We start from the raw sequence: 13,592 nt of genomic DNA, 5'->3' as shown, positions 1-13,592 counted from the left end.
TCTTCATGCGAACCGGCTTCCACTTCGCTTGAAAACGCTACGTTATTGCGCGACCAGCGCGGCTGCCTTCACGGCAGTCACGGCGGCGTTGTAGTTGTTGACGAGTTGCTGAACCGAGGCCGCCGACATGTCGAGCACGGGCTTCGGATAGACACCGAACAGGATGGTTAGCGCCACCAACGGGAACAGCGTCAGGCTTTCGCGGGGCGTCAGGTCCTTGATGCTGGCGAGCGACGGCTTGGTCAGCGCGCCGAACACGACCTTGCGATAGAGCCACAGCGCATAGCCGGCCGACAGGATGACGCCGAGGGTGGCAAAGGTCGCGGTCGGGATCGAGACCTTGAAGGTGCCGAGCAGCGTCATGAACTCGCCGACGAAGCCGCTCGTGCCGGGCAGCCCGACATTGGCCATGGTGAACACCATGAACACCAGCGCGTAGAGCGGCATCCGGTTGACGAGGCCTCCATAGGCCACGATCTCGCGGGTATGCATGCGGTCGTAGACGATGCCGACGCAGAGGAACAGCGCGCCGGAGACGATGCCGTGCGACACCATCTGGAACACGCCGCCGGCCACGCCTTGCGTGGTCGCGGCGAAGATGCCCATGGTGACGAAGCCCATATGGGCCACCGACGAATAGGCGATCAGCTTCTTGATGTCTTCCTGCATCAACGCCACCAGCGAGGTGTAGACGATGGCGATCACCGACAGCGAGAAGATCAGCGGCGCGAAATCATGCGATGCCAGAGGGAACATCGGTAGCGAGAAGCGCAGGAAGCCGTAGCCGCCCATCTTCAAGAGGATCGCGGCCAAGATCACCGAGCCTGCCGTCGGCGCCTCGACATGCGCGTCGGGCAACCAAGTGTGCACCGGCCACATCGGCATCTTCACCGCAAACGAGGCAAAGAACGCCAGCCACGCCCAGGTCTGCAAGCTGCGCGGCACGGCTGTCTGCATCAGGGTCGGGATATCGGTGGTGCCGGCATTCCAGTACAGCGCCATGATCGCGAGCAGCATCAGCACCGAGCCGAGCAGCGTGTAGAGGAAGAATTTGAACGACGCGTAGACCCGGCGCGGACCGCCCCAGACGCCGATGATCAGGAACATCGGGATCAGGCCGCCTTCGAAGAACAGATAAAACAGCACGAGGTCGAGCGCCGAGAACGTGCCGACCATCAGCGTTTCCAGGAACAGGAACGCCATCATGTACTCGCGCACGCGATTGGTGACGGATTTCCAGCTCGCGATGATGCAGAGCGGCATCAGTGCCGTGGTCAGGATCACGAACGGCAGCGAGATGCCGTCGACCCCCATATGATAGGTGATGCCGCTGGCAAGCCAGTTCGCTTTTTCGACGAACTGGAAGTCCGCACTTGCGGCATCGAAGCGCCAGACCAGGATCAGCGACACCGCGTAGGTGACCAGCGTGGTCCACAGCGCGATCCAGCGCGCATTGCGCCGCGCGGCTTCGTCGTCGCCGCGGGTGAGATAGATCGCCACTGCACCGATGACCGGCAGGAAGGTGACGACCGAAAGGATGGGCCAGGTTGTCATTACTGGCCTCCCAAGCCGAACATGAACCAGGTGATCAGCCCCGCGACACCGATCAGCATCGCAAAAGCATAGTGATAGAGGTAGCCGGTCTGGATCTTCACCACATTGCGGGTGACGTCGAGCACGCGTGCCGAGACACCATCCGGGCCGAAGCCGTCGATGACGAAACCGTCGCCCTTCTTCCACAGGAAGCGGCCGAGCCACTTCGCGGGGCGAACGAAGATGATTTCATAGAGCTCGTCGAAGTACCATTTATTGAGCAGGAAGTGGTAGAGCATCTGGTGCTGGTTGGCGAGCTCGACCGGCAGATACGGCCGGCGGATGTAGAAGACGTAAGCGATATAAAGGCCAATCCCCATCATGACGGTCGGCAGATAGACGATGGTCTTCGGAATGTGGTGCATCTCGTCGATGATGTTCGGATGCATCTTCAGCGACTCGCGGAAGAATTCCCCCACGCCGTGACCGGCGAATACCTCGTAGAACGGGAAGCCGGCGAGGATCGAGCCTGCGGCGAGAATGCCGATCGGGACCAGCATCCACATCGGCGATTCATGCGCCGCTTCGTAATGATGCTGGTCGTGCGGTTCGCCGTGGAACGTCTTGAAGATCAAGCGCCACGAATAGAACGAGGTCAGGCCGGCCGCGATCACCGTCATAGCGAAGCCGTAGTACCCGAACGGGTTGTGCGCCACATAAGCCGACTCGATGATCGCGTCCTTGGAGAAATAGCCCGCAGTCAGCGGGAAGCCGGTCAGCGCCAGCGTGCCGATCACCATCACTGCATAGGTGTAGGGGATCTTGCGCCACAGCCCGCCCATGTTGCGGATGTCCTGCTCGTGGTGCATCGCGTAGATCACCGAGCCCGAGCCCAAGAACAACAGCGCCTTGAAGAAGGCGTGGGTGAACAGGTGATACATGCCGACCGAATAGGCCCCTGCTCCCATCGCCACGAACATGTAACCGAGCTGCGAACAGGTCGAATAGGCGACGATGCGCTTGATGTCGTTCTGCACGAGGCCGACGGTTGCCGCAAAGAACGCGGTGGTGGCGCCGAAGAACATCACCACGGCCTGCGCGTTGGGCGCCAGTTCGAACAGCGGCGACAGCCGCGCCACCATGAATACGCCGGCGGTGACCATGGTCGCGGCGTGGATCAGCGCGGAGACCGGGGTCGGACCTTCCATCGCGTCCGGCAGCCAGGTGTGCAGCAGGAACTGGGCCGACTTGCCCATCGCGCCCATGAACAGCAATAGGCAGATCAGCGTCAGTGCGTCGGCGTGCCAGCCGAAGAAGTCGATGGTCTTGCCCGAGAGCCCCTGTGCGCCGGCAAAGATGGTCTCGAAATCGGTGGTATTGAGCAGCATGAAGACGGCGAAGATGCCGAGCGCAAAGCCGAAGTCACCGACGCGGTTGACCACGAAGGCCTTGATCGCCGCCGCGTTCGCCGACGGCTTCTGGTACCAGAAGCCGATCAGGAGATAGCTCGCCAGACCGACGCCCTCCCAGCCGAAGAAAAGCTGGACCAGGTTGTCCGCGGTCACCAGCATCAGCATCGCGAAGGTGAACAGCGAGAGATAGGCGAAGAAGCGCGGCCGGTGCGGATCCTCGTCCATGTAGCCGATGGAATAGAGGTGCACGAGCGAGGAGACGGTGTTGACCACCACCAGCATCACGGCGGTCAACGTGTCGACGCGCAGCGCCCACGACACCTGCAGATCGCCGGAATTGATCCAGGGAAACAGCGCGATCCGCGCGTCATGGTGCATGAAGCCGACATCGACCAGCGTCACCCAGGAGAGCGCGGCGGAAACGAACAGAAGTCCCGTCGTGATCAGTTCGGCCGCCCGCGAACCCTGAGCCGGCGGCTCGGAGACGTGATGATCGTCGTGGCCATGATCGTCATGGGCCTCCGCGGCGTGCGCGTGATCGCCATGGCCGTGGTCGTGATGCCCGTGGTCGTGATGCTTGACCTCATCGCCGCTCGGATTGCGCGCATGCGCCCCGAAAATCGCGATCAGGCCGGCCAGAATGGCGCCCAGCAGCGGCAGAAAGACGATTGCCTGAACCATAGCTGCTTTAGCCCTTCATCAGATTGACGTCTTCAACCGCGATCGAACCGCGGTTGCGGAAATACACCACGAGCACCGCGAGACCGATCGCAGCCTCGGCCGCCGCGACCGTCAGCACCAACAGCGCGAATACCTGGCCGACGATGTCGCCGAGGAAGGTCGAGAACGCCACCAGGTTGATGTTGACGGCGAGCAGGATCAGCTCGATCGACATCAAAATGACGATGATGTTCTTGCGGTTCAGGAAGATGCCGAGGATCCCGATCGTGAACAGGGTGGCGGCGACCGCGAGATAGTGGCCCAGACCGATCGTCATTTCACCCACTCCGCCGCGTCCGTATCCTGCAGCCCCTGCCCCGACGCCACTTTGCGCACGGCCATCGCGAGCTCCGGCGTGCGCGCGTTCTGCACGTTGATGTCCTGCCGCTTGACCTTCGCCTTGTGGCGCAGCGTCAGCACGATGGCGCCGATCATCGCGACCAGAAGCACGATGCCGGCGATCTGGAAGTAATGGATGTACTTCGTATAGAGCACCAGCCCGAGCGCCTCGGTGTTGCTGACATTGGCCGGGATCGCCGCCGTGATCGATTTCGCCGTGTCGGGGTTCATGACCCAGCCGCCGGCAACCAGTAGCAGCTCGGCGAGGAAGATGCCGCCGATCACCAGACCGATCGGCAGATATTCGATGAAGCCCTCACGCAGCTCGGTGAAGTCGACATCGAGCATCATGATCACGAACAGGAACAGCACCGCGACCGCGCCGACATAGACCACGATCAGCATCATGCCGAGGAATTCGGCGCCCATCAGCACGAACAGGCCGGACGCGTTGACGAAGGCCAGGATCAGATACAGCACGGAGTGCACGGGATTGCGCGACACAATCACCATCACAGCCGAGGCCACGCAGACGCCGGCGAAGAGATAGAAGAACAGTGCGGGAAGGATCATATCCTCACCTCACCGGTACGGCGCGTCGAGTTCGATGGCTTTCGCAATCTCGCGCTCCCAGCGGTCGCCATTGGCGAGCAGTTTCGCCTTGTCATAGTAGAGTTCCTCGCGGGTCTCGGTCGCGAATTCGAAATTCGGTCCCTCGACGATGGCATCGACCGGACAGGCTTCCTGGCACAGGCCACAATAGATACATTTCACCATGTCGATGTCGTAGCGCACGGTGCGGCGGGTGCCGTCGTTGCGGCGCGGGCCGGCCTCGATCGTGATCGCCTGCGCCGGGCAGATCGCCTCGCACAGCTTGCAGGCGATGCAGCGTTCCTCGCCGTTCGGATAGCGGCGCAGCGCATGCTCACCGCGGAAGCGCGGCGAGATCGGGTTCTTCTCGAACGGATAGTTGATGGTCGGCTTCGGCTTGAAGAAATAGCGCATGGCGAGAAAGAACGCCGATACGAATTCGCTCAAGAGAAGCGCGCGGGCTGTTGCATTGACGTTGACACTCATGATGGCCTCACTTCGGCGCAATGCCGGCGAATTGCAGCACCCCGGCCACAATCACCACCATCGCCAGCGACAGCGGCAAAAACACCTTCCAGCCGAGCCGCATCAGTTGGTCGTAGCGGTAGCGCGGCACGATCGCCTTCGCCATCGCGAACAGGAAGAACATGAAGAACAGTTTCAGCGCAAACCAGACCACACCCGGGATCCAGGTGAACGGCGGCAGCGCCACCGGCGGCAGCCAGCCCCCGAGGAACATGATCGTCGCCAGCGCGCACATCGTGGTGATCGCGACGTATTCGCCCAGCATGAACAAGAGATACGGCGTCGAGCCGTATTCGACCATGAAGCCGGCGACCAGTTCGGATTCTGCTTCCACCAGATCGAACGGCGGACGGTTGGTCTCGGCCAGCGCCGAGACGTAGAACACCACGAACATCGGGAACAGCGGCCACACATACCAGTTCAGGATGGTGAGCTGCGGCAGGCCGATCAGGCTGGCGAAACCGCGGGCATTCTGCGCTTCCACCACCGCCGAAAGGTTGAGCGAGCCGGCGCACAACAAAACCGTGATGATGACGAAGCCGATCGAGACTTCGTAGGACACCATCTGCGCCGCGGAGCGAAGCGCCGCCAGGAACGGGTATTTCGAGTTCGACGACCAGCCGGCCATGATGATGCCGTAGATCGACAGCGACGAGATCGCGAAGATGTAGAGGACGCCGACATTGATATTGGAGATCACCCAGCCGGCATCCATCGGAATGACGGCCCAGGCGGCCAGCGCCAGCACGCAGGACACCAGCGGCGCCAGCAGGAACACACCCTTGTTGGAGCCGGACGGGATGATCGGCTCCTTCAGCACGAACTTCAAGAGGTCCGCGAAGGATTGCAGCAGGCCCCAAGGACCTACCACGTTGGGGCCGCGGCGGATTTGCACCGCCGCCCAGATCTTGCGGTCGGCGAGCAGGATGTAGGCGATCGCGATCAGCAGCACGACGAGCAGCAGCAGGCTCTGCGCGACCATGATGATCAGCGGCCAGAGGAAGCCGGTCCAGAACGAGCTTGCGAAGAATTCAGCCATCAGATCACGCTCACTCCGCTGCCGTCAGCATTTTCCCGGACGCCAGCCGGGAACATTCCGCCATCACCACCGAGGCCCGCGCGATGGGGTTGGTCAAATAGAAATCCTCGACCGAACTCTTGAACGGGGTCTTGTCGAGCTTGCCGCCCTTCTTGCCTGCGAGCGCCTTGACGTCACTGGCCTTGCCGGGCTCGATCTGGTCGATCCGCATCAGATGCGGGAAGGCCTTGAACAGCGCCTGGCGCAGCGCCTGCAGGGAGTCGTAGGGCAGCTTCTTGCCGAGCACGTCCGACAGCGCGCGGACGATCGCCCAGTCCTCGCGCGCCTCTCCGGGCGGGAACGCCGCGCGGCTGACGATCTGTGCCCTGCCCTCGGTGTTGACGTAGAGGCCGGACTTCTCGGTGTAGGCCGCGCCCGGCAGGATGACGTCGGCGCGGTGAGCGCCGCGGTCGCCATGGGTGCCGATATAGACCACGAACGTGCCGTCCGGCACCTTCACCTCATCCGCCCCCAACAGGAACAGCACGTCGAGCGTGCCGAACGTCGTCATCTGCGCGAGGCTGAGCCCGCCCGCACCGGGGGCAAAGCCGATATCGAGCGCGCCCGCGCGCGAGGCGGTATCCTGCAAAACGGCAAAGCCGTTCCAGCCGTCCTTGAGCGCGCCCGCACCTGCCGCGACCTTGGCCGCCAGCGAAAGCACCGCCGCCCCGTCATGGCGCGCCAGCGCACCGGCGCCGACCAGCACGATCGGGTGCTTGGCGCCCTTCAGCACCTCGACGAAGGAATGCTTGCCGCTGGCGAGTTCGCCAAGCGTATCCGCGCCCGCGCCGAGATAGTCGTAGTCGTAGGTCAGATCGGCCTTGGCGCCGACGAGAGCGACCTTGAGCTGACCCGTGCGCCAGCGCTTGCGGATCCGCGCGTTGAGGACGGCGGCTTCCTTGCGCGGGTTGGAGCCGATGATCAGGAGCGCGTCGGCCTGCTCGATGCCCACAATGGTCGGATTGAAGATGTAGGTCGCCCGTCCCGCCTTGGGGTCGAAGGCGTCGCCACCCTGCACCGCCAGATTGCTGGAGCCATATCGGCCCAACAGATCCTTGAGCGCGAACATCTCCTCGACCGCGGCGAGGTCACCGGCGACGGCTCCCATCCGCTTGCCGTCGCTCATCCTGACCTTGGCAGCGACCGCCGCGAAGGCCTCCTGCCACGACGCGGCGCGAAGCTTGCCGTGCTCGCGGACATAGGGCCGGTCGAGCCGCTGCGTACGCAGCCCGTCGACGACGTGACGGGTCTTGTCGGAAATCCATTCCTCGTTCACCGCCTCGTTGATGCGCGGCAGGATCCGCATCACCTCGCGGCCACGGGTATCGACGCGGATCGCGGAACCGACGCCATCCATGACGTCCACCGACTGCGTCTTGCCGAGTTCCCACGGACGCGCGGCGAAAGCATACGGCTTCGAAGTCAGCGCGCCCACGGGACAGATATCGACGAGGTTGCCCTGCAGCTCGGACGTCAGCGCCTGCTCCAGATAGGTCGTGATCTCCATGTCCTCGCCGCGCCCGGTGGCGCCCATTTCCGGCGTGCCGCAGACTTCGGCGGAGAAGCGGACGCAGCGCGTGCACTGGATGCAGCGATTCATCGAGGTCTTGACCAGCGCGCCCAGATATTTGTCCTCGACCGCGCGCTTGTTCTCGGCAAAGCGCGAGGTGTCGACGCCATAGCCCATCGCCTGGTCCTGCAGATCGCACTCGCCGCCCTGGTCGCAGATCGGGCAATCCAGCGGGTGGTTGATCAGCAAAAATTCCATCACGCCTTCGCGTGCCTTCTTGACCATCGGCGAACGCGTGGAAATTTCCGGCGGCTCGCCCTTGGGGCCGGGCCGGCAATCGCGCACGCCCCAGGCGCAGCTTGCGACCGGCTTCGGGCCGCCCTTGATCTCGACGAGGCACATCCGGCAATTGCCGGCGATCGACAGCCGCTCGTGGTAGCAGAAGCGCGGGATTTCGGCGCCCGCGGCCTCGCACGCCTGCAGCAGCGTGTACTCCGCAGGCACATCGATCTCTTTGCCGTCGATGATGAGTTTGGTCATTGCTGTCTCAAGTCTTTCCCAGCTTGCAGTCTGGCGGTGTAACGCTGGCGGTCTTCATCGACGCCGTGATCCATCGCTGAGTCTCGGCGCCATAGGTAGCGAGATAGGCCGGCTGCGCCGCGTTCTTCTCGCACAGGAACGGCAGATGCGGCTTCAGGTCGTAGTCGCAGGAGGCCAGCCATTCGCGCTTTCCCGCGAACGCGCCGATCGCTTCCTCGCAAGCGTAGAGGAAGTACGTGACGAAGCTTTCGTACTGAACCTGCTCATCGCCGCCGGCCGCCTTGATCTTCTCGTAGTCCGGCTGCGCGAATTTCGGATTCTTGAATGCCAGATCGGTGTAGCCCAGAAACGCCTGCCGCGCGCTCGTGGCGCGGTTGTTGGTGCGGATTTCGTTGATCTGGAACAGGATCGCAACAAAGCCGAGCAGCGCCACGGCCGCCTGCGCCATCTGCGCCAGCGTCCCGTATCTCTGCCACCAGGAGCTCGGTTGCGACATCGGCATCACTCCGCCGCGACCAGGTTCTCGGGATCGCGCACGCCGGCATCGTCGATGTCGGCCTTATGCGAATACTGGTCTATGCGCGCCTCGATCTCGTGGCGGAAATGCGCGATCAGGCCCTGGATCGGCCATGCGGCAGCGTCGCCGAGCGCGCAGATGGTGTGGCCTTCGACCTGTTTTGTGACCTCCAGCAGCATGTCGATCTCGCGCTTGTGGGCGCGGCCTTCGGCCATGCGCGTCAAGACGCGCCACATCCACCCGGTACCTTCGCGGCACGGCGTGCACTGGCCGCAGCTCTCGTGCTTGTAGAAATAGGAGATGCGCGCGATCGCCCGGATCAGGTCCGTCGACTTGTCCATCACGATCACGGCCGCGGTGCCGAGGCCGGAGCGCAGCTTGCCTAGGCTGTCGAAATCCATCGGCGTGTCGATGATCTGTTCGGCCGGCACCATGCGCACCGACGAGCCGCCGGGGATTACGGCTTTCAGATTGTCCCAGCCGCCACGAATGCCGCCGCAATGCCGCTCGATCAGCTCACGGAACGGAATCCCCATCGCCTCTTCGACGTTGCAGGGCCGCTCGACATGACCGGAGACGCAGAACAGCTTTGTGCCGACATTGTTGGGCCGGCCGATCGCCGCGAACCACGCCGCCCCGCGCCTGAGGATGTCGGGCGCAACCGCGATGGATTCGACGTTGTTGACGGTGGTCGGGCAGCCATAGAGACCGACATTGGCCGGGAATGGCGGCTTTAGCCGCGGCTGGCCCTTCTTGCCCTCCAGGCTTTCCAGCAGCGCCGTCTCTTCGCCGCAGATATAGGCGCCGGCGCCATGCGCGACATAGACGTCGAACGGCCAGCCGTTGACGTTATCCTTGCCGACCAGTTTTGCGTCATAGGCCTGGTCGATCGCGGCCTGCAGGCGCTCCCGCTCCCGGATGAACTCGCCGCGGACGTAGATGTAGCAGGCATGCGCGCCCATCGCGTAGCTCGCCAGCAGGCAGCCCTCGACCAGGAGATGCGGGTCGTGCCGCATGATCTCGCGGTCCTTGCAGGTGCCGGGCTCGGACTCGTCGGCGTTGACCACGAGATAGCTCGGCCGGCCGTCGGTCGATTCCTTCGGCATGAACGACCATTTCAGGCCGGTCGGAAAGCCCGCCCCGCCGCGCCCGCGCAGGCCGGAGGCCTTCATCTCGTTGATGATCCAGTCGCGGCCCTTGTCGATGATCGCCTTGGTGCCGTCCCACGCGCCGCGGCGGCGCGCACCCTCCAGCCCCCAATCGTGGAGGCCATAAAGGTTCTTGAAGATGCGATCCTTGTCGTCGAGCATGACTTGAAGCTTCCTCAGATCAGCGATTGGACTGCGCGCAGGCGAGCCCCGGCACAGCGTGACTTCTCCATCACGCCGCCCCTCTCGGTCCGGTTTACGGACAATGTAGCGTCACGCCTCATGTGGATTCCTTCAGCGTCGTCGGCCCGCCCGCAGGCGCCGAGAACTGACGGTCGATCTGCGGTCCGGGCTTCGGCGGATTGCCCGAGGCAAAGCCGTCCAGCACCTTGCCGAAGCTTTCCTTGGTCAGGTCCTCGTAGGTGTCCTTCCAGATCTGCACCATCGGCGCGTTCACGCAGGCGCCCAGGCACTCGACCTCCTCCCAACTGAAATTGCCGTCCTTCGACAGATGGAAGGGTTCGTGATGGATCCGGCTCTGGCACACCTCGATCAGGTCGCCGGCGCCGCGCAGCCGGCACGGCGTGGTGCCGCACACCTGGACATGGGCCTTCTTGCCGACCGGTTGCAACTGGAACATGGTGTAGAAGGTCGCCACTTCCAGCACGCGGATGTAGGGCATGTCGAGCAGGTCGGCGACCACGCGGATCGCGGCTTCCGACACCCACCCCTCATGCTGCTCCTGCGCGCGCCACAGGATCGCGATCACGGCGGAGGCCTGACGACCCGGCGGATACTTGGCGATCTGGGCCTTGGCCCAGGCGAGATTCTCATCCGTGAACGTGAAGCTCGCGGGCTGCAATTCCTTCGGTGCGAGGCGGCGGACGGACATCGTTCAGTCTCTCATTGCACGCGGCGCGCGGCCTTCGCATTGAGCGCATCGATCCGGGCGAGCCAGAATGCGCTTGCGGTGCCGAACACGTTGTAGCCGACATGGGTTGAAACCTTGATCCGATCCAGAATCGAAAGGTCGGTCACGGTTTCAAGGCGATGGCTGCGCGGATCGTAGACGATCAGCTTCAGCGGGGTCTGTTCGAGGATATAGCGCGACACGGTATGCTCGGGATCGTTGCCGTGCTCCTCGCACAGCAACACGCTGTCGCCCTGCATCAGCCGCGCGCCGCCCTTCATGGCCTCGATCTCGACGCCCTCGACGTCGAGCTTGATCAGGTACTTTCCATCCGCTGCGACCTTCCCGTCATCGAGCAGATTGTCGAGCGCGATAACCGGCACTTCCTCGCCGCCCGACTGATCGCCGGCGATGCTGAAGGCCTCATGCTTGGTGCCGGACAGCCGCGCGATGCCACGCGCAGCGCCGATCGCGCATTTCATCGTCTCGAAACGATTACCATTGATCCGCGCGTTGTTGGCGAGCTTCGGATAATTCTGTCCCGAGGGCTCGATCGCGATCGCCTTGTGCGAGCCGAACGGCTTGCTCGACACCAATACCGACCAGTAGCCGTAATTGGCGCCGCAATCGAGCAGCGTGTAATCGACCTCGGCGGCATCCTGAAACAACAGCTCCAGTTCATCCTCGTAGCGGAAGCTGCGGTTCAGCAGCTTGCTCCAGTAGCCGTCGCCATAGGGAAACTCGAACACGGCGTCGTGGTTGAGTTTGACCTGGATGCCGCGCTCCGGCAGCGTCGTGCGCAACAGGTTGGCGCACATGTTGTAGCCGCGGTGAGAGAAGTTCGACGCCACCTTTGACCCCAGCGTCAGCGCCACCGCAGCCAAACGCTCCCACGCGTTCGCACCCTCGAGTACGCCCGAAGCCCGGTCAAACTGGATGGGCGCCTGCGCCATCACCGGTCGACCTCTCCGAACACGATGTCGAGCGAGCCGAGAATGGCTGAGACGTCGGCGAGCAGATGGCCGCGGCAGATGAAATCCATCGCCTGCAGATGGGCAAAGCCCGGCGCGCGGATCTTGCACTTGTAAGGTTTGTTGGTGCCGTCAGAGACCAAGTAGACGCCGAACTCACCTTTCGGCGCCTCGACCGCGGCATAGACCTCGCCGGCCGGCACGTGCACGCCTTCGGTGTAGAGCTTGAAGTGGTGGATCAGCGCTTCCATCGAGCGCTTCATCTCGCCGCGCCGCGGCGGCGCGATCTTGTTGTCCTCGACGACGACAGGCCCCTGCCCGTCCGCCGAGTTCAGCTTCGCGATGCACTGCCTCATGATGCGGACCGACTGGCGCATCTCCTCCATGCGGATCAGGTAGCGATCGTAGCAGTCGCCGTTCTTGCCGATCGGAACGTCGAAATCCATCTCGGCATAGCACTCGTAAGGCTGCGCCTTGCGCAGGTCCCAGGCCGCGCCGGAGCCGCGCACCATCACGCCCGAAAAGCCCCACTCCCAGGCCTGCTGCAGCGACACCACACCGATATCGACGTTGCGCTGCTTGAAGATGCGATTGGCGGTCAGCAGCGTGTCGAGATCGGCGACGACCTGCAGGAACGGATCGCACCAGGCGTCGATATCGTCGATCAGTTTCTGCGGCAGGTCCTGGTGCACGCCACCGACGCGGAAATACGCCGCATGCATGCGCGAGCCGGAGGCGCGCTCGTAGAATTGCATCAGCTTTTCGCGCTCTTCAAAACCCCACAGCGGCGGGGTCAGCGCGCCGACGTCCATCGCCTGCGTCGTCACGTTGAGCAGGTGCGACAGGATACGGCCGATCTCGCAGTAGAGCACGCGGATCAATTGACCGCGGCGCGGCACCGTGATGCCGAGCAGCTTTTCCGCCGCGAGACAGAACGCGTGCTCCTGGTTCATCGGCGCGACGTAATCGAGCCGGTCGAAATACGGGATCGCCTGGAGGTAGGTCTTGTGCTCGATCAGCTTTTCGGTGCCGCGATGAAGCAGGCCAATATGCGGATCGACGCGCTCGACGACTTCACCATCCAATTCAAGGACGAGACGAAGCACACCATGCGCCGCCGGATGCTGCGGCCCAAAGTTGATCGTAAAGTTACGCAGGTTCTGCTGTTCGTTCATGGTCAGGCCTTCGGCTCAGCCTTCTCATCGCCCGGAAGCGGATAGTCCGCACCTTCCCATGGCGAGAGGAAATCGAATTTGCGGAATTCCTGGTTGAGGCGGACCGGCTCGTAGAGCACCCGCTTCTCCTGGTCATCGTAGCGGACCTCGACGAAGCCGGTGAGCGGGAAATCCTTGCGCAGCGGATGTCCATCGAAGCCGTAATCCGTCAGCAGCCGCCGCATGTCGGGGTGGCCGGTGAAGATCACGCCGTAGAGGTCGTAGGTCTCGCGCTCGAACCAGTCGGCGCCGGGAAACACGTCGATGATCGACGGCACCTGCGTGGTCTCGTCGGCTTCCGCCCGCAGGCGGATGCGCTCGTTCAGCGTCGGCGACAGCAAATGATAGACCACGTCGAAGCGCTTCTCGCGGCTGGGATAGTCCACCGCGGTGACGTCGGTGAAGTTGACGAAGCGCAGCGCCGGATCATCGCGCAGATATTTGACGACCTCGACGATCTTGCCCGCCTCGACCGTGACGGTGAGCTGATTGAACGCGACCGCATGGGCAGTGGCCGCGCCCGGAAGCGCGCTAACAATCGTCTGCCCAAGGGTGTCGAGCTTGCCGTCGTCCATTACCTAAAA

Annotated in this window: 13 protein-coding genes; all 13 read right to left on the bottom strand. The window is 63.2% G+C overall.

The features are described 5' to 3' along the window. Window positions 1-42: 42 nt before the first annotated feature. Window positions 43-1,554 carry an NADH-quinone oxidoreductase subunit M gene (locus tag LMTR3_RS22435; protein WP_065747158.1) on the bottom strand — a complete coding sequence of 504 codons (1,512 nt, stop codon included), beginning with the start codon at window positions 1,552-1,554 and terminating at the stop codon, window positions 43-45. Continuing rightward, window positions 1,554-3,626: an NADH-quinone oxidoreductase subunit L gene (gene nuoL / locus LMTR3_RS22430; RefSeq protein ID WP_065747157.1), complete on the bottom strand. Its 2,073-nt coding sequence runs from the start codon at window positions 3,624-3,626 to the stop codon at window positions 1,554-1,556. The genes LMTR3_RS22435 and nuoL overlap by 1 nt, the downstream gene beginning before the upstream one ends. A gap of 7 nt (window positions 3,627-3,633) precedes the next feature. Beyond that, window positions 3,634-3,942, bottom strand: a complete 309-nt coding sequence (gene nuoK / locus LMTR3_RS22425; protein WP_028345789.1) for an NADH-quinone oxidoreductase subunit NuoK — start codon at window positions 3,940-3,942, stop codon at window positions 3,634-3,636. Continuing rightward, window positions 3,939-4,577 carry an NADH-quinone oxidoreductase subunit J gene (locus LMTR3_RS22420; RefSeq protein WP_065747156.1) on the bottom strand — a complete coding sequence of 213 codons (639 nt, stop codon included), beginning with the start codon at window positions 4,575-4,577 and terminating at the stop codon, window positions 3,939-3,941. Before LMTR3_RS22420 ends, nuoK begins: the two co-directional genes overlap by 4 nt. A gap of 9 nt (window positions 4,578-4,586) precedes the next feature. Continuing rightward, window positions 4,587-5,081: an NADH-quinone oxidoreductase subunit NuoI gene (gene nuoI / locus LMTR3_RS22415; RefSeq protein ID WP_028345787.1), complete on the bottom strand. Its 495-nt coding sequence runs from the start codon at window positions 5,079-5,081 to the stop codon at window positions 4,587-4,589. A 7-nt stretch (window positions 5,082-5,088) separates the two neighbouring features. Further along, entirely contained in the window at window positions 5,089-6,159 is a 1,071-nt protein-coding gene (nuoH, locus tag LMTR3_RS22410; protein WP_065747155.1) for an NADH-quinone oxidoreductase subunit NuoH, read from the bottom strand. 10 nt (window positions 6,160-6,169) lie between these two features. Continuing rightward, entirely contained in the window at window positions 6,170-8,248 is a 2,079-nt protein-coding gene (gene nuoG, locus LMTR3_RS22405) for an NADH-quinone oxidoreductase subunit NuoG (RefSeq protein WP_065747154.1), read from the bottom strand. Window positions 8,249-8,255: 7 nt separating this feature from the next. Then, window positions 8,256-8,744: a hypothetical protein gene (locus LMTR3_RS22400; RefSeq protein WP_141686755.1), complete on the bottom strand. Its 489-nt coding sequence runs from the start codon at window positions 8,742-8,744 to the stop codon at window positions 8,256-8,258. 5 nt (window positions 8,745-8,749) lie between these two features. After that, complete coding sequence (gene nuoF / locus LMTR3_RS22395; RefSeq protein ID WP_065747152.1) at window positions 8,750-10,075, bottom strand: NADH-quinone oxidoreductase subunit NuoF; 1,326 nt, start codon at window positions 10,073-10,075, stop codon at window positions 8,750-8,752. 118 nt (window positions 10,076-10,193) lie between these two features. Next, window positions 10,194-10,805, bottom strand: a complete 612-nt coding sequence (gene nuoE / locus LMTR3_RS22390; protein WP_065747151.1) for an NADH-quinone oxidoreductase subunit NuoE — start codon at window positions 10,803-10,805, stop codon at window positions 10,194-10,196. An 11-nt stretch (window positions 10,806-10,816) separates the two neighbouring features. Continuing rightward, complete coding sequence (locus tag LMTR3_RS22385; protein WP_065747150.1) at window positions 10,817-11,776, bottom strand: FkbM family methyltransferase; 960 nt, start codon at window positions 11,774-11,776, stop codon at window positions 10,817-10,819. After that, window positions 11,776-12,969 (bottom strand): NADH-quinone oxidoreductase subunit D, encoded by a 1,194-nt coding sequence (locus LMTR3_RS22380; protein WP_065747149.1) that lies wholly within the window; start codon window positions 12,967-12,969, stop codon window positions 11,776-11,778. Before LMTR3_RS22380 ends, LMTR3_RS22385 begins: the two co-directional genes overlap by 1 nt. 2 nt (window positions 12,970-12,971) lie before the next feature. Beyond that, the gene (locus LMTR3_RS22375; RefSeq protein ID WP_065747148.1) at window positions 12,972-13,583 is read right to left on the bottom strand and encodes an NADH-quinone oxidoreductase subunit C; all 612 of its coding nucleotides are present in this window, start codon (window positions 13,581-13,583) and stop codon (window positions 12,972-12,974) included. Window positions 13,584-13,592 lie beyond the last annotated feature (9 nt).

Origin of the sequence: Bradyrhizobium sp. LMTR 3 (genome assembly GCF_001693485.1) — a bacterium.
In the GTDB taxonomy this organism is placed as follows: Bacteria; Pseudomonadota; Alphaproteobacteria; order Rhizobiales; family Xanthobacteraceae; genus Bradyrhizobium.
Note: the sequence above shows the minus strand (reverse complement) of the source record. Positions and strands in the feature narration are given on the sequence as shown.